Genomic DNA, 17,103 nt, shown 5'->3' with positions numbered 1-17,103 from the left:
GCCTTCGAAAAACACGGAGGGAAAAATACACAGTTACCACCACGCCACGCTGCTTTCGTGGCTTACCGGGCGGCGGTGACCTCCGGCGCCTGGCACAGCGTGTGCGTGCCCGGTTGCAGGTATGGCGAAAGGATCGGCGCCATGCCCTTGAGCACTTGCACCGGCAGTGCCGAGGTGAACTTGAAGTTCTCCGCCGAGCGTCCGGGGACGAACGCGGTGAGCGTGCCGAAGTGGTTGTTGCCGATGTAGAACACGAAGGTCGCGGTACGGTTGATCGACTTCGAACTGAGGATGCGCCCGCCGGAGCCGATGGCTTCGATGCGGTTGTCGCCGGTGCCGGTCTTGCCGCCCATCACCAGCGGGGTGCCGTCGGCGGTTTTGAAACTGCCGGACACCCGTTTCGCCGTACCCGAGTCCACCACTTGTGAAAGAGCCTCGCGCATCGCTGTGGCGACCTCCGATGGCATCACCCGTTTGCCCACATGCGGGTCGTTGGTCAGACGCGTTTCATACGGGGTGTCTGCAGCAAAGTGCAGGCTGTCGATGCGCAGGGTCGGCATGCGCACGCCGTCGTTGAGGATGGTGCCGATCAGTTCGGCGAGCGCCGCCGGGCGGTCGCCGGAGCTGCCGATGGCGGTGGCCAGCGACGGCACCAGATGGTCGAACGGATAGCCGACTTTCTGCCAGCGCTGGTGGATTTCCAGGAACGCTTCGATCTCGAGCATGGTGCGGATGCGGCTGTCACGGGCGCCCTTGTGCTTGCTCTTGAACAGCCAGCTATAGACTTCCTGGCGCTCGAACTCGCTGGCCTTGACCACCTGGCTGAAGGTGGCGTCCGGGTTGTGCAGCAGATAGCCCATCAACCACAGGTCCAGCGGATGGACCTTGGCGATGAAGCCCTGATCCGGCAGATCGTAGGTGCCCGGGCCGTAGGCGTCGTACAACCGGATCAGGCGATCGTCGGTGAGTTTCTCGGTGAGCTTGGCGCCTTTGAGGTGGGCGCGCACGAAGCTGTTGAAGTCTTCCTGACTGGCATTGGGCAGCAGATAACGATGCACCGCGGCCATGCGGATCGGGGTCGGGCGCATGCTGTCGAGGAAGGTGTCGAGGCGCGCCTGGGTGTCCTTGTTCTTGTACTTCTTCCAGAACTTGAGCAGGAACGAGGTGCCTTCGCGGTCAGCGAAATTGGCCAGGTATTCCTGACGTCGCGGATCGCGGTCGTCTTTGAGCAGTTCGGCGCTGCTGTTGGGGCCGGAGTAGGTGACGTAGCGCACCACGTCGCGCATCAGGCGAATGAATGGCAGGTTGATCGACTCGCGCAGCGCATCGCGCAGAGTCGGCAGGCGGCCGTTGTCTTCCTTGCGAAAGTTGTGGAACACATGCAGGCCGCCACCGGTGAAAAACGCCTCGCCGGGGCTGGCCGAATATTTGCGGTCGAGCGCGGCGCCGAGCATTTTCGACAGGTCGTGGTCCTTGTTCTGGATCAGGTAATCGATCACCCATTGGCTGAGGCGGTCCTGATCCGGTACTTCGACCTTCTTCAGTTCCGGCACGCTCATGGCGCCGTACTTGTCGTGCAGTTCGGAGATGATCTGCAGGTAAGTCGTCAGCACGCGCATCTTCGCCGTCGAGCCGAGCTCCAGCTTGCTGCCTTCGTTGATGTCGAACGGCTGGTCGGTGCTGTCGGTCTGCACGCGCACCCGCGAGCCGTCCGGGGTCAGTTCGAACAGGGTGAAGCTGTAGCGCACCTGGGTGGTGCTGGTGGGGGTGAGCAGGCGTTCGCCAATCAGGCCGATCTGCCCGGCAAACGTGGGGTCGGCGAGTTTTTTCAGGTAATCGGTGGCCTGGGTCTGCAACTCGCCCTGCAAGGTGCTGGTGGCTGAGAGGTCGAGGCGATCAAGGTCGTACAGCGGACGGTTGAGCATACTCGCCAGACGGCTGCGGGCGACGCTGATGCCCTTGTTGGTTTCGATCGGCTGAAGGGTCGGCTGGGTCTGCCAGTCGCGGTAAGTGACCTTGCTCGCCAGTGCGGCATCGGCCAGCGCGCTGTCGATCACGCCGCCCTGTTTGAGCAGGCGCAAGTGGCTGTCGGTGAGGTCGGCGAGTTCTTCGCGGCCTTTGGTCAGGTAATGCGAAGGGCGGCGCTGGGCGATCATCAGCGAGAGCATTTCGCGCAGGGCCAGGCCTTTGTCGGCCATGGTTTTCGCATCGGTGGCCGGGCTGTTCAGCTGTGCATTGGCCTGGTTGAAATCGCTGCCGTACCAAACCCGCAAACCTTCGGCCATGCCGTGTACTTCACCGTGCCCCGGCACAGCGGAAAGCGGCACGCTGTTGAGGTAGTCGCGGATAATGTTCTGCCGCGCGCCGAGGGTTTCCGGGCCGGGCTGATAGGCGCGCACGCTGGCGGAAATCATCTGGCGGATCTTCTCGGCGCCAGACACCGTCAGGCCATCGGGCGAATGCCGGTACTTTTCCAGCTGTGTCGCCAGGGTGCTGCCGCCCGCCGATTGCCCCGGCAGGTGCAGCAACTTCGCTACCTGCGACCACGCGGCCATGCCGAAACGCGGCCAGTCCACCGCCGGGTTGGCCAGCGGTTGTTTGGGGTCGAGCAGAAAGCGGTTTTCGATGAACAGCAAACTGCTGACCACCACCGGCGGAATCGCCGCAAAACTCGAATACAGCTGCTGCGGGTACTTGTACTGATACAACGGCGCAGCGCGGCAATCGGTGATCGACAGCCCGGCCTGGATCTTTTCCGAATAGGGCACGAACAGGCCCTTGTCGGTGTAGCTCAGCAGCGCGGGTGAAAATCGTGTCTGCTCGGTGATCACGTAATTGCGCTTGAGCAGGCGTGGCAGGAATTCATCGAGAGAGCTGTAGCCCAGACGCAGATCGAACGGCCCGTTGCCCGGATAGCGGATCGCTTCGCTGGGACCGGGCTCCAACTGATATTTGAGCGAGGCGGCGTACTGGCTCAGCTCCCGGGACTGGAAACGCGAGGTACGCATCTCCTTACTCGCGGCCAGACCCACCACGATGGCGATAATCAGCAGCAATAACCAGAACGCCTTCCAGCCATGCCGGCTGCGGCGTTTTTGGGGGGGAACAGGCGCTTCATCCACACGTTCAGTCGGAACCACGGCTTTACTCGAATCGGTTTGCCACAAAGCGCCCATAGTCGATTGATCCATTCACGCAGATTGATCGGACTTGACTGAAGCTTAGACGGTGGTTGGTGATGGGGAAAAAAAAGTGCGGGGAAGCCATCTGAACAAAACTGGAGTCGCTGGCTATTTTGAGTGGAGGTTAACTGTGGTGAGGGGATTTATCTGTGGTGAGGGGATTTATCCCCGATGGGGCGCGAAGCGGCCCCTGAACAAGGGGCTACGCATTTTAATAGCTGGGCCTGCTGCGCAGTCCATCGGGGATAAATCCCCTCGCCACAGATAAGTCCCCTCACCACATTCAAATCTCCTGACCACAGATGAATTGACATGATTGAGTTTAGGTAATGGACCTAGAGCCAGCAGGCGTCCCAAAGCGGGTAGTCGCCAATCCGCTCTACCAATCCCGCCCGTAGCGGATTGGCGATGATGTACCGGGCGAATGGTTTCAAGTCCTCACCATCACGGATAGCGCGGTCGTGGAAACCGGTTTGCCACAATCGACCGCGCCGACCGGTTTTCCTGTTAACGGCTTGGGTGCAGCGCGCCTTTACCGCGCCAATGACTGTGCCAAGGTTGTCGCTTTTCAACTGCATCAACCAATGAAAGTGATCAGGCATGACCACCCAGGCGATGGACTCCACTAAGCCTTGTTCATGGGCGTGGCGGAACTCTGTAACCAATAATCGGCCTGTGCGCCAGTCGGAAAATACGGGTTGGCGGTCATATACAACTGAAGTAACGAAATAGGCTCGGTCTGTTTCGGAATGTCGGCCTAAACGAAGACGGTAAGTATTTGGTTTGACTGGCATGTTCGCTCCCTGCGTTCAGTCATCAAGGCCTGAAGGCTAGTGGCGGATTACTTGAGCCGGGTCTGTAAATGCCGTAGGAATTTTCGTTTTTCAGGCGGGGCGGGGAATATTGACGTCACGTGTGGCGAGGGGATTTATCCCCGATGGGGCGCGAAGCGGCCCTGACCAAGGGTGATCACATTTTAAGAGCTTGGGCCTGCTGCGCAGTCCATCGGGGATAAATCCCCTCACCACAGAAAGCTTTCAACGCAATAGGCCATATGAACTGAGGAGTACCGGTTTAGAGCTCTTTAATCTTCAATACCACCAAAGCAGGGCCATGACGGTGCACCATCATCGTGCAATACTCGCCGGGATTTTTTGTGGTGAATATTCCTACGCATATCAGGTAATATCTCTCCGCAAAGCGGCTTTTTGCCGAGACTTCTAGCTGAATGTTGTCACTTATAGAGTGAAAAGCCCTGTGACAAGCTTTCTATACTGCACGCCCCGCTGATCTTGCAGGCAGGGTCCTGCATGACGTGTCTGCCCACGAAGCAGGCGCGGTGTCGGGAAGCTGAGGCCTATCGGTCGAGGCTTCGACACACGGTGGTCATATCCAATAACAAGACGAGGTTGTATCCCTATGCCAGTCGGCAATCACCTGCCCCATGGCGAGACCGCTCACGGCGGCCCGCTTAAACGCGAACTCGGCGAACGGCATATTCGCCTGATGGCACTCGGTGCCTGTATCGGCGTCGGCCTGTTTCTCGGCTCGGCCAAGGCCATTGAAATGGCCGGCCCGGCGATCATGCTGTCGTACATTCTCGGCGGCCTGGCGATCCTGGTGATCATGCGCGCCCTCGGCGAAATGGCCGTACACAACCCGGTGGCCGGCTCGTTCAGCCGCTATGCCCAGGACTACCTCGGCCCGCTGGCGGGCTTTCTCACCGGCTGGAACTACTGGTTCCTGTGGCTGATGACCTGCGTCGCGGAAATCACCGCCGTTGCCGTGTACATGGGCATCTGGTTCCCCGATGTACCGCGCTGGATCTGGGCCCTCGCGGCGCTGATCAGCATGGGCTCGATCAACCTCATCGCGGTAAAAGCCTTCGGTGAATTCGAGTTCTGGTTCGCCCTGATCAAGATCGTCACCATCATCGCCATGGTCATCGGCGGCGTCGGCATCATTGCTTTCGGTTTCGGCAACGACGGCGTGGCGCTGGGGATTTCCAACCTGTGGGCCCACGGCGGCTTCATGCCCAACGGCGTGACCGGTGTGCTGATGTCCCTGCAAATGGTCATGTTCGCCTACCTCGGTGTCGAGATGATCGGCCTCACCGCCGGTGAAGCGAAGAACCCGCAGAAGACCATTCCCGATGCGATCGGCTCGGTGTTCTGGCGCATTCTGCTGTTCTACGTCGGCGCGCTGTTCGTGATCCTGTCGATCTACCCGTGGAACGAAATCGGCACCCAGGGCAGCCCGTTCGTGATGACCTTCGAGCGTCTGGGCATCAAGACCGCCGCCGGCATCATCAACTTCGTGGTGATCACTGCGGCGCTGTCGTCGTGCAACGGCGGCATCTTCAGCACCGGGCGCATGCTCTACAGCCTGGCGCAGAACGGCCAGGCCCCGGCCGGTTTCGCCAAGACCTCCAACGGCGTGCCGCGTCGGGCATTGCTGCTGTCGATTTTCGCGCTGCTGATCGGCGTGCTGCTCAACTACCTGGTGCCGGAGAAAGTCTTCGTCTGGGTCACCTCGATCGCCACCTTCGGCGCGATCTGGACCTGGGTGATGATCCTGCTGGCGCAACTGAAATTCCGCAAAGGCCTGAGCGCCAGCGAACGTGCCGGCCTGAAATACAAGATGTGGTTGTACCCGGTCAGCTCGTACTTCGCGCTGGCGTTTCTGGTGCTGGTGGTCGGCCTGATGGCGTACTTCCCGGACACCCGCGTGGCGCTGTATGTGGGGCCGGTGTTCCTGGTGCTGCTGACTTTGTTGTTCTACGTGTTCAAGCTGCAGCCGACCGGTGAAACGCAGGGTGCGGTGCGTTCGGTTTCGTAAGTCGACAGTACGGTGATACACAAGCCCCGGCCCATTGGTCGGGGCTTTTTTTCATGGGTGCTTCAGGTGCTTTAACCGCCGGTCTGAAAGCGTGATAAAAACCTCGAAGCAAGGCTCAAACCTGTATCACTTCGCAATTTCGCGCGGCATTGAAACGGGGCGCGCACATGAGAACGAGCGCATTTCTCCAACGAGAACTCAGTCAGCGTCAGGTCGCGCTGTTTTTCCTGCTGGCTACCGCGTTGTACGTCCTGCCCCTGATCCTCGCCGACTTTCCCTACATCGACGACAACTGGCGCACGCTGGCCGCCGGCAATGCCTGGGCCGGGCAGGGGCGATTGTTTGCCGACTGGTTTTATCAAGCGCTGACGTTCACCGGCGCCGCGCCGAACATCTTTCCGTTGCCGCTGTTGCTCGCCGTCGTAGCGATGAGTCTGGCCCTGACGCGCCTGACCTTTCACTACTTTGCAGAACCGACGCTGGCCTGCTGTCTGGTGCCGTTGCCGCTCTGGTATAACCCGTTCCTGCTGCAGAATCTGTCCTATCAATACGACGGCCCGATCATGGCCCTGAGCATGGTCGCGGCGATCTACGCCATCACGTTCGAAGGTTCATCGCGGGTGCAGCGCTGGCTGGTGCCGGCGGCGTTGCTGGCGCTGGCAATCGGTCTTTATCAGATCAGCTTCAATGTGTTTCTCGGGCTGTGTTGTGTCGAGTTGATCAGGGCTGTTCAGCGGCGAACGCAGTGGCCGGAGATTCTGCGGATGCTGGGCTGGAAACTCGCACAAGCGGGCCTGGGCATCCTGATCTACAGCGCCACGGCGTACCCATTCATGGAAACGTTGCGAAAAACCGATCTGTTGAACCTGGACGCCGATCCGCTGTTGCAGATCGGCATCAATTTCGCTCGGGTCCTGGAGAAAGTCGCGCTGCTGTTTCACGGTGGCTACCCGTGGGTTTTCGCTGCGCTGGTGTTGTGTGCGATCGCCGGCTGTGTGCGCCTGATTCAGTGCCGCCAGAACCGTTGGTCAACCCTGTTGCTGTGCTTGCTGACGCTGCCAGTGCTGGTCTTGCTGGTGCCGGGGATCACGCTGCTGTTCCGTGATTTCAATGAGGGCGCGCGCACCCTGATGGGGTTCGGCGTGTTGTTGCTGGGGTTGTTCTATCTGGCGCACGTTGCGCTGGCATCCGCGCACCGCCGCTTGCCCTTGCTGCTGATCATTGCGCTGCTGGCGACTCTCTCGCTGTCCTTCGCCTACGGCCGGGTACTGAATCTGCAGAAAACCTTCGCCAGCAGTGCGCTGTACAGCCTGAGCCACGACATCGCCGCCCATCGCGAGCTGCGTGAAGCCAAGCGGATCTACCTCTCGGTGAGCTACTCCGAGCGCTGGCTGGCCAGTGCGACCGGTTCATTCAAGCGGCTGCCGGTGCTGCACTATCTGCTCAACGTCGACTACTTCATCCTCGCGGAAAATCTGCCGTCAGCAGGCATTACCAACGTGGTCGCCGAACGCGAACGGCGCAATGCCACCCGCGTCGGCTATCAGGGGTTTCCAGCGCTGGTGGACAGCCTGTATTACCGGATTTACCTGATTGGCGATTACGGTTTCATCGTCATGAAAGAGCCGCCGCCTCACCGCCTGCTCAGTTGGTGACGACGCTCAGGCTGCCGCCACTTCCTGCGGCTCAAAGCTGTCTGCTCGCGCCATCTGCCACATCCGCGAATAGAACTCGCCATTCACCTCACCCGTGAGCAATTCCCCCGGTTTCAGAAACACATGCAGCTGCGAGAACAGTTTGATCTCGGTCGCCGACATGCGGCGCACCAGGTGCTTGGCCGACAGTTGCGACGGATGCTCAAGACCGGCTGCCGCCAACATTTCCGCCAGCGCCTTGAGCGTGTTGCGGTGGAAGTTGTAGACGCGCTGGGCCTTGTCCGGGACGACGAGGGCGCGTTGGCGAAGAGCGTCCTGGGTGGCGACGCCGGTCGGGCATTTGTTGGTGTGGCAGCTTTGCGACTGGATGCAGCCGATGGCGAACATGAAGCCGCGCGCGGAGTTGGCCCAGTCGGCGCCGATGGCCAGCACGCTGGCGATGTCGAAGGCACTGACGATCTTGCCGCTGGCGCCGAGTTTGATCTTGTCGCGCAGATTCAGGCCGACCAGGGTGTTGTGCACAAACAGCAGGCCTTCGCGCATCGGCACGCCGATGTGGTCGGTGAACTCCACGGGCGCTGCGCCGGTGCCACCTTCCTTGCCGTCGACCACGATAAAGTCCGGCAGGATGCCGGTTTCCAGCATGGCCTTGGCGATGCCCATGAATTCCCACGGATGCCCGAGGCAGAACTTGAAGCCCACCGGTTTACCGCCGGACAGTTCACGCAGTTGCTGGATGAAATGCATCATTTCGATTGGCGTGGAAAACGCGCTGTGGCGTGACGGCGAGATGCAGTCTTCGCCCATCTGGATACCACGGGTGTCGGCGATTTCCTGGGTAACTTTGTGCTTGGGCAGGATCCCGCCGTGGCCGGGTTTGGCGCCCTGGCTCATCTTGATTTCGATCATTCGCACCTGCGGATTCTGCGCCTGGGCGGCGAAGCGTTCCGGGTCGAAACGGCCATCGCTGGTACGGCAGCCGAAATAACCGCTGCCCAGTTCCCAGGTCAGGTCGCCGCCGTGTTCGCGGTGATACGGGCTGATGCTGCCTTCGCCGGTGTCGTGGGCGAAGTTGCCGAGTTTGGCGCCCTGGTTCAACGCGCGGATGGCGTTGGCGCTGAGCGAGCCGAAGCTCATCGCCGAGATGTTGAACACCGAGGCCGAATACGGCTGGGTGCACTGCGGGCCGCCGACGGTGACGCGGAAACCGCTCGGGTCGCTCAACGGCGCCGGGCGCATCGAGTGGCCGATGAATTCGAAGCCCGATTGATACACGTCGATCAGCGTGCCGAAGGGTTTGTCGGCGCTTTCATTTTTCGCCCGCGAGTACACCAGCGAACGCTGGGCGCGGGAGAAGGGCAGGGCGTCGCTGTCGGATTCCAGCAGGTACTGGCGGATCTCCGGGCGGATGCCTTCGACCAGATAGCGGATGTTGCCCAGGATCGGGTAGTTGCGGCGCACCGCGTGCGGGCTCTGCAGCAGGTCGAACAGACCAAGCAGGCTCAGCACGCCGGTGACGGCGGTGATCGGCCACAGCCAGTCGTGTTCGAGAAAGGGCAGGCTGGCGAGGGTGAAAATCACGCAGACGGCAAAGAAGGCGTAGCGGCTCAGGAGTGACAGGCTCATACGGTTTCCTTGGTTCGGACTCAATGGTTTGCAAACCTGTGGCAGCAGGCGGGCCTGTTGATGAGATTTATTGTGGTGAGGGGATTTATCCCCGATGGGTGGCGAAGCCGCCCCAAAACCATTCACTGCGGTTTAACTGAAAGACCGCATGCATAGACTTGGGACTGCTGCGCAGCCCATCGGGGATGAATCCCCTCACCACAGAGAATCTGTCGACACAGGAAAGCATTTCCACGCGTTATCAGGCGTTCTGCGCCTGGAGAAAAATCGAAAACAGCTCCGACTGGGATTTGATCCCCAGCTTGCTGTACATGTGTTTCTTATGGACTTTCACGGTTTCTACGGAGATTTCCAGCTTACGGGCGATTTCTTTACTGGAGCAACCGCTGAGCATCAAACGCCCGACATCCAGCTCCCGGGCGGTCAGTTGCGCACCCTTGAGTTGTTGCACCGAGGCTTCCAGTTGCACTCGCCAGTCGGCCGCAGCTGGCGCGGCAGCGAGGGCCACGGTCTGGTTGATCTCGTACGGCAGGCGCTGACGCAACAGGCCCAGCACCCACGGCTGGATCAAAGACAGCAAAGCGATCTGTTCGCCAGTGAAACGTTTTTCACTGCCCAGCGACAGGCACAACGTGCGCTCGCCTTCGAGTTGGCAATTGAACTGGATTTCGTCGGCGACCACATTCAGACGAAAGTATCGCTGGTAATACTCGGTCAGCTCGAAATGCTCCGGCGCCACCTCGGACAGGCGGTACAACCCGGTGCGCGACTGTTCGCGGCAGGCGATGTAGAACGGGTCGAGCAGGTACAACCCGCGCAGATAATCCTGAAACAGCGGGTCGGGACTGCCGTCCTCGCCGGGGCATTCGGCGAAGACCTGCGGGTGCTGATCGGCACTGAACAGCAGCACCACCCAACTATCGAACGCCACGTACTGGTCGAGCAGGCGCACCAGTTGCGCCCAGAAATTCGGCTTGTCCAGCGCGTCGATCAGTTGCCCGACGGCGCGGTGCCAGGTGATGTCATCAAACGAAACGGTCATGGATCTACCCCTATCGGGTTACCCCGGCCGCGTGATTCCCTGGCCGGTTGCTTGCTGCGCATACTGGCCCACAGACAGCCACCGGGCAATCTTTCGGCGCCCGCTGCCCATCACAAGGAATTCTCATGAAAGTCGAACTCGCCCAACTGGCGGGCCGTGACAAAGACACGGCGTACAACCTCGAACGTGCCCTCGCGGCGATTGCCGCATGCGCGGCCGACACGCAATTGATCGTGTTCCCGGAAACCCACCTGATGGGCTTTCCGAGCGCCGACACTGTGGCGCAGATCGCCGAGCCGCTGGATGGCCCGACCGTCCGCGCGGTGCTGGCCGCCGCCCGCGAGCGCAACATCGCTGTGGTGATCGGCATGGCCGAAAACGACAACGGTCGCTTCTACAACACCACCCTGCTGATCACCCCCGAAGGCATCGCGCTCAAATATCGCAAGACCCACCTCTGGGCTTCGGATCGCGGCGTGTTCGAACCCGGCGACCGCTATGCCACTTGCGAGTGGAACGGCGTGCGCGTCGGCCTGCTGATCTGCTACGACATCGAGTTCCCCGAATCCGCCCGCGCATTGGCGCAACTGGGTGCCGAATTGCTGATCGTGACCAACGGCAACATGGACCCGTACGCCCCGACGCACCGTACCGCAATCATGGCCCGCGCCCAGGAAAACCAGGCGTTTGCGCTGATGGTCAACCGCGTCGAGGCCGGGGATGACGGTTTGATGTTTGCCGGTGGCAGTGCGCTGGTGGATCCGCTGGGGGAATTGCTGTTCGAAGCGGGGCGGGAAGAGGGGCAGTTCAGCGTCGAGCTGGATTTCGACCGGTTGGTGATTGCGCGCAAGGATTACCACTACCTGGATGATCAGCGTTTGAAACTGCCGGGGGAGGTGGTGGAGCGGGAGGGTGGGGTCCGGGAGCTTTTGATTCCTGCCTGTTGACCGCTGCCCTCACCCTAACCCTCTCCCGGAGGGAGAGGGGACTGACCGAGGTGTTCTTTTGAAGTACATCGACCTGAAATACCCAGTCGAACTCAGGATCTGAAAATCATGGAGATCTGCTCCCTCTCCCCCTCTCCCCCTTGGGGAGAGGGCTGGGCGGGGGGCGTTCCGATGAGGGGTGGATTTTGACTCTGACGCACCTTTGAGTTTTACCCAAAACAACAAAGCCACACCCGAAACATACGCCGAACTCGGCTCTGCCATAAATCCAATAACATTCGGAGTAAGTCGCCCATGGCTCGTTTGCAACGCACCCTGTCATTAGGGTCGGTGGTGCTGTTCGGCATCGCCTACATGACGCCGATCATTGTCCTCGGCACTTTCGGCATCCTCGCGCAATCCACCGCCGGCATGGTCCCGGCCGCGTATCTGGCGGCACTGGTGGCGATGTTCTTCACCGCCATGAGCTACGGGCGCATGGCCGCCGCGTTCCCCGTCGCCGGTTCCGCCTACAGCTACGTGCGCAAGGCGATCAGCCCCAAGCTCGGCTTCATCGCCGGTTGGGCGGTGCTGCTCGATTATCTGTTTTTGCCGATGGCGATCTGGCTGATCGGCGCGGCGTACCTCGCTTCGGCCTTCCCGTCGATCCCGCAGTGGATCTGGGTACTGGCGTTCATCGGCATCACCAGCGCGATCAACATCATCGGTCTGAAACTGGCCAACGGCATCAACGCCTTGCTGATGCTGGTGCAATTTCTGGTGCTGATCGCTTTCGTCGCGTTGTGCGTGCACTACGTCGGCGGCGATGCGCGCACGCCGTTGTGGTCGATCAAACCGTTTTTCAACGGCGACATGCAGATGCCGCTGATCATGAGCGGCGCGGCCATCGCCTGTTATTCGTTCCTCGGTTTCGACGCGGTCAGTACGCTGACCGAAGAGACCCGCGACCCACGCCGCACCATTCCACGGGCGATCATGTTGATTACGCTGATTGGCGGGCTGATCTTCGTCGGGGTGTCGTACTTTGTGCAGATCGCACATCCGTCGTTTGAATTCGACAGCGTCGACTCGGCGGCCTATGAAATTGCGCGCAACATCGGCGGCGATCTGTTCGTCTCGATCTTCCTCATTGGCTTGATCGTCGGCCAGTTCGCCTCGGGGTTGTCGGCCCAGGCCAGCGGTTCGCGTCTGCTGTTTGCGATGGGCCGCGACGGCGTGTTGCCCAAGTCATTTTTCGGCACCTTGCATGCGCGCTTTGGCACACCGGTCAACAGCATCCTGCTGTGTGCAGTGGTGGCGTTGCTGGCGCTGAAACTCGACGTGACCACGTCCACTTCGTTCATCAACTTCGGCGCGTTCCTGGCGTTCAGTCTGGTCAACCTGTCGGTGATCTTTCACTACTGGATCGGCGGCGAGAAAAAGGGCCCGCGTGAGCTGGTGCTGTTTCTGGTCTTCCCGTTCATCGGGCTGGTGGCGGACTTGTGGCTGATGGTCAGCCTGGATCACCTGGCGGTGTATTTGGGCCTGAGCTGGCTGGCGATTGGCGTGGTGTATCTGGCGGTGCTCACCGGCGGCTTTCGTCGTCAGCCGCCGGAGATGGATTTTCAGGAAGCGACCTGAGACACCTCAGGCTGCGGGTCGGCTCTGGCGCATCGGTAACTCGATGCGAAAGGTTGTGCCCACGCCCGGTTCGCTGCGGACTGAAATGTCTCCACCGTGTTTTTTCACGATGCCGTAGGACAGGGACAGGCCCAGCCCGGTGCCCTGACCGACCGGTTTGGTGGTGAAAAACGGATCGAAGATTTTCTGCAGGATGTCCGGCGCGATCCCCGCGCCGGTATCCGCGACTTCCACCCATGCCGTGTCCTGCTGCTGCCCGGTACGCAGAGTGATGGTGCCGCGCTCGGGGCCCATGGCCTGCGCCGCGTTGACCACCAGATTCATGATCACCTGATTGATTTGCGAGGGCAGGCACTCGATGTCCGGCAGCGGCTGATATTCCTTGATCACATCGGCCTTGTACTTGAGTTCGCTGGCGACGATGTTCAGCGTCGAGTCGATGCCTTGTTGCAGATTGGCCCACTGCCATTGCTGATGGGTATCGACCCGGGAGAAATCCTTCAGATCCTTGACGATCTGTCCGACCCGGCCAATGCCTTCCTTGGATTCGCGGATCAGCACCGGGATGTCTTCGAGCAGAAAATCAAGATCGGCGTCTTTGCGCAGTTGCTCAAGCCGGGCCACGGATTCGCTGTCCGGCGTGGGGCCCAGCGTCTGCCAGGCATCGAGTACGCTCAACAATTGGTTGAAGTAGCCGTCGAGGGTGCCGAGGTTGGAGGAGATGAAGCCGATCGGGTTATTGATTTCATGGGCCACTCCGGCCGCCATTTGCCCCAGTGACGCAAGCTTTTCCGACTGCACCAACTGACTTTCCAGTTGCTTGCGTTCATCTATTTCGCGCTGCAGTTCTTCGCTGGCCTGCTTGAACTGCGCGGTACGCTGATCCACCAGATGTTCCAGGTGATGCATCTGCAACGAGGCGCGTTCGGTCATCTGCCATTTGGTCAGCAGGGTGTTGGCCATCTGCTGCACTTCGATGTTGTCGAACGGTTTTTTCAGGATCAGTAACCGGTCATGCGCCTGCAGACGTTCGAGCAGTTCATCCCAGGAATAATCCGAGTAGGCGGTACACACCACCACCTGCAACTGCGGATCCTGCTGCCACAGGTGTTCGATGGTCTTCGCGCCGTCCCAGCCGTCGGGCATGCGCATGTCGACGAAGGCCAGCGCGTAAGGGCGTTGTTCCTGCAAGGCCTGCATCAGTTTGCCCAGACCTTCCTCGCCGCCGTAGGCCGAGTCCAGCTCGAACGGCGGACGTTCGGCGCGAATCTGAGCGCCAAACAGTGCTGCTTCCATCTCGTCCAGTTCCACTGACTGTGCTGCCGGTGGCGCGAGAATCTTGCGGAAGTCTTCATGAATCGACGGCATGTCGTCGATCAGCAGAATGCGGCGGTTCACAAGCTCGCTCATGCGTTCTCCGTGACGCTGATCAGGGGGATCTGCAAGGTGAACAGCGCGCCTTTGCCCGGTCCGTCGCTGTGCGCGGTGAGGTGCCCGTTCATCTCGATGGCCGCCAGCGCGCAGCTGTGCAGGCCGAAGCCGTGACCTTCCTTGCGGGTGGTGAAACCGTGGGCAAAGATCCGCGTCATGTTTTCCGGCGCGATGCCTTCGCCGTCGTCCCTGACGCTGATTTCGAGGAAATTGTCATCGACGATCCTTACCGCCAGGGTCATGGTGCGGGGGCGGTTGCTGAGGTCAGACATCGCGTATTTGGCGTTGCTGATGAGGTTGATCAGGATCAACAGCAAACGGTGTTTGTCGCCCATCACCTGCGGCACCTCGGCGTACTCCTTGACCACCGTGACGTGATGCCGGGTCAGGGCTCCGGCGTTCATGCGCAGCGCATCTTCGAGCAGCTCGTTGATAAACAGCGGCTCGGTCATGCTGTTGGCGCCGGCGTAGGATTGCTGGGTGGCGACGATGTCCTTGATGTGATCGACGCTTTTGTTCATCTGGTTCAGTTCGTCGACCATTTCCTGCTGTTCCTGGGCAATCGCGCCGACCAGCTGATTGAGGTATCCGGGGAGCAATTTGCCCTTGGCGTCTTCGCTGAGAAAGGCGCCGAGGTCGTGCGGGTGCTCGTTGATCAGTTGCATCGCCTTGCCCAGGCCCTGGGTCTTGCTGCTGCGCAGCTTGCGCGCGATCAGATCGCTGGAAATGTTCACGCTGTTGAGCACGTTGCCGACGTTGTGCAGCACGTTGGTGGCGATTTCCGCCATGCCGGCCTGACGTGCAGCGTCGAGCAGCTCGCTCTGGGCGTTCTTGAGTTCCCGGGTGCGCTCCTCGACGCGTTGCTCCAGCGCATCGTTGGCGGTTTGCAGGGCCGTATTGACCCGATTGATCTCGGCGAAACTGCCGATCAGGCGGATGGCCAGGCACACCAGCGACAACATCAGCAGCACCGAGAACAGCAGCAGGTAGAAATGGTATTGGCGGTCGACCTGATCGACACGCTGTTGATCGCGATCGAGCATGGTGGTGATGTTGTCGAGGCGTTCGGCGACGGGAATGTTTTCGATGCTTTCGAGCAACTGATTCACCAGTGGCTGCTCGCGAGCGATCAGGCTGATGTGGTTGCTGAGGATTTTGACCGGGGTTTGAAACGCCTGCGGCAGGCGCTGTGCGTTGACGGTGAGTTTGTTCAGACCCACCTCGATGTCGGCGGCCCGGTCATCGGAGGTGACCTGGGCAAACTCCAGCGCACTGAGCAGCAGGTCGTAGGTATCGGTGGTGATGTTCTCCAACTGGGATTTATCGAAGTCCGACAGGTTGGCCAGTTGTTGCTGAATGTCGTCTTCGGCGGTGGGCAAAAACGCCAGAGAGTTGCGCAGCAAGGCGTTGTGCGATTTGAACTGTTCGACCAGCCGGGTTTTTTCCTGCATCGCTTGCAGGAAACTCTCATAGGCCTCGTTCCACTGCGTCGAATCGTTTCGACCATGCCCCGATTCTATGGCGTCGAAGCGCTCCCAGAGCCGGTTCATCTCGTTCATCGGCGACACCAGCGGATCATAGTTGTGGGTGAGCGCCACCCGCGCCTTGAGAATCTCGTTTTCCCACAGCGAATTCTGCTGTTTGATCTGCCGGATCAGATCCCGCGATTCGGTGTATGTCATGGTCTGGTCGGAGCTGGACTTGAAGTACAGAAACAGCAGGATCGAGGCCAACGCGAGGACGACCAGTGTGAGCAACAACAGACTACGGCGACGGGAAATGTTGATCATGGCTTGCCTTCCCTTTGGCCGGTCAGGGTCTCGAGAAACAGAACAATCAGCCGTTTGTCGTCTTCGGTCGGCGTGCGTCCCAACTGATACTGGAACATCACATCCACGGCTCGTTCGAGGGTAGGCGCTGACCCGTCGTGAAAATACGGTGCGGTCAGCGCGACGTTGCGCAGGCTCGGCACTTTGAAAAATTCACGATCCGCTTCGTCTCGAGTGACGTTGAAGCGGCCCTGATCGGCCACGGTCGGGTTGCCGCGATCGGCAATGTAATCACCGAACACGCCAAACTTCTGGAACATGTTGCCGCCGATGTTCACCCCTTGGTGACAGGAGATACAGCCGTACTCCTTGAAGCGCTGATAACCGTATTTTTCGTCCAGCGTGAGGATGTCGGTATTGCCCAGCAGGTACTGATCGAAGCGTGAGTTGGGGGTCAGCAAGGTACGTTCGAAACTGGCCAGCGCCTGCTGGATGTTGGTCTTGGTCACGCCGTCCGGGTAGGTGGCGGCGAAATCGCGGCGGTAATCGGCGTCGTTGGCGATCCGCTCGACGACCGTGCTCCAGTCGCTGCCCATTTCATGGGGGCTGGTGATGACGACATTGCTCTGTTCTTCCAGCGTCTCGACGCGGCCGTCCCAGAACTGGCGGAAATTCAGGCTGGCGTTGAACACGGTCGGTGTGTTGACCGCCACCGGTTTGCCGTCGAACCCCAGCGAGAGCGCCCGGCTGTCGGCACCGTTCTTGTCCAGTTGGTGGCAACTGGCACAGGACAGTGTGTTGTTGATCGACAAGCGTGGCTCGTGGAATAAACGACGTCCCAGTTCCACGCGCCGGGCGTCCTGCTGTGGCACGGCGGGCAACGGTTTGAGCGGCTCGTCCAGCGGGTCGGCACTGGCCCCGGCGCAGAGTCCGCACAGCAGCAGCGTCATGGCGGGACGGAACAGGTTCATCGGCAATCGTCTCCTTGACTCA

General features: G+C 60.3%; 11 protein-coding genes. 4 read left to right on the top strand and 7 right to left on the bottom strand.

Annotation, left to right across the window (positions count from 1 at the left end):
- Window positions 1-62: 62 nt before the first annotated feature.
- On the bottom strand, window positions 63-3,176 hold the full coding sequence (locus ACOYXI_RS13630; protein ID WP_461674957.1) for a transglycosylase domain-containing protein: 3,114 nt from the start codon (window positions 3,174-3,176) through the stop codon (window positions 63-65).
- A 341-nt stretch (window positions 3,177-3,517) separates the two neighbouring features.
- Window positions 3,518-3,976: an REP-associated tyrosine transposase gene (locus tag ACOYXI_RS13625; RefSeq protein ID WP_098965430.1), complete on the bottom strand. Its 459-nt coding sequence runs from the start codon at window positions 3,974-3,976 to the stop codon at window positions 3,518-3,520.
- A gap of 625 nt (window positions 3,977-4,601) precedes the next feature.
- Here ACOYXI_RS13625 and ACOYXI_RS13620 point away from each other — a divergent pair.
- Window positions 4,602-6,020, top strand: coding sequence for an amino acid permease (locus ACOYXI_RS13620; RefSeq protein ID WP_461674956.1), 1,419 nt, complete (start codon window positions 4,602-4,604; stop codon window positions 6,018-6,020).
- Window positions 6,021-6,187: 167 nt separating this feature from the next.
- The gene (locus ACOYXI_RS13615; RefSeq protein ID WP_461674955.1) at window positions 6,188-7,675 is read left to right on the top strand and encodes a glucosyltransferase domain-containing protein; all 1,488 of its coding nucleotides are present in this window, start codon (window positions 6,188-6,190) and stop codon (window positions 7,673-7,675) included.
- Between the two features lie 6 nt (window positions 7,676-7,681).
- On the opposite strand, the gene ACOYXI_RS13610 is transcribed toward ACOYXI_RS13615, so the two are convergent.
- Both ACOYXI_RS13610 and ACOYXI_RS13605 read right to left on the bottom strand, forming a co-directional pair.
- Window positions 7,682-9,301: an FMN-binding glutamate synthase family protein gene (locus ACOYXI_RS13610; protein WP_461674954.1), complete on the bottom strand. Its 1,620-nt coding sequence runs from the start codon at window positions 9,299-9,301 to the stop codon at window positions 7,682-7,684.
- A 241-nt stretch (window positions 9,302-9,542) separates the two neighbouring features.
- Entirely contained in the window at window positions 9,543-10,343 is an 801-nt protein-coding gene (locus tag ACOYXI_RS13605) for a helix-turn-helix transcriptional regulator (protein ID WP_098965425.1), read from the bottom strand.
- A 125-nt stretch (window positions 10,344-10,468) separates the two neighbouring features.
- Here ACOYXI_RS13605 and ACOYXI_RS13600 point away from each other — a divergent pair, with 125 nt between their 5' ends.
- Together ACOYXI_RS13600 and ACOYXI_RS13595 are read left to right on the top strand one after the other, a co-directional pair.
- Complete coding sequence (locus ACOYXI_RS13600) at window positions 10,469-11,290, top strand: carbon-nitrogen hydrolase family protein (protein ID WP_461674953.1); 822 nt, start codon at window positions 10,469-10,471, stop codon at window positions 11,288-11,290.
- A 294-nt stretch (window positions 11,291-11,584) separates the two neighbouring features.
- A complete protein-coding gene (locus tag ACOYXI_RS13595; protein ID WP_098965422.1) occupies window positions 11,585-12,910 on the top strand; it encodes an APC family permease in 1,326 nt (441 codons plus the stop codon).
- Window positions 12,911-12,916: 6 nt separating this feature from the next.
- Here the strand turns inward: ACOYXI_RS13595 and ACOYXI_RS13590 are convergent, their stop codons facing one another.
- From ACOYXI_RS13590 to ACOYXI_RS13580, 3 genes are read right to left on the bottom strand one after another with little or no spacing between them, the layout of a single operon-like run.
- The gene (locus ACOYXI_RS13590) at window positions 12,917-14,320 is read right to left on the bottom strand and encodes an ATP-binding protein (protein WP_461674952.1); all 1,404 of its coding nucleotides are present in this window, start codon (window positions 14,318-14,320) and stop codon (window positions 12,917-12,919) included.
- Window positions 14,317-16,131 carry a DAHL domain-containing protein gene (locus tag ACOYXI_RS13585; protein ID WP_098965418.1) on the bottom strand — a complete coding sequence of 605 codons (1,815 nt, stop codon included), beginning with the start codon at window positions 16,129-16,131 and terminating at the stop codon, window positions 14,317-14,319. The genes ACOYXI_RS13590 and ACOYXI_RS13585 overlap by 4 nt, the downstream gene beginning before the upstream one ends.
- Window positions 16,128-17,081 (bottom strand): cytochrome-c peroxidase, encoded by a 954-nt coding sequence (locus ACOYXI_RS13580; protein WP_202368948.1) that lies wholly within the window; start codon window positions 17,079-17,081, stop codon window positions 16,128-16,130. Before ACOYXI_RS13580 ends, ACOYXI_RS13585 begins: the two co-directional genes overlap by 4 nt.
- Window positions 17,082-17,103 lie beyond the last annotated feature (22 nt).

The organism is Pseudomonas sp. G3-19 (genome assembly GCF_054855875.1).
Note: the sequence above shows the minus strand (reverse complement) of the source record. Positions and strands in the feature narration are given on the sequence as shown.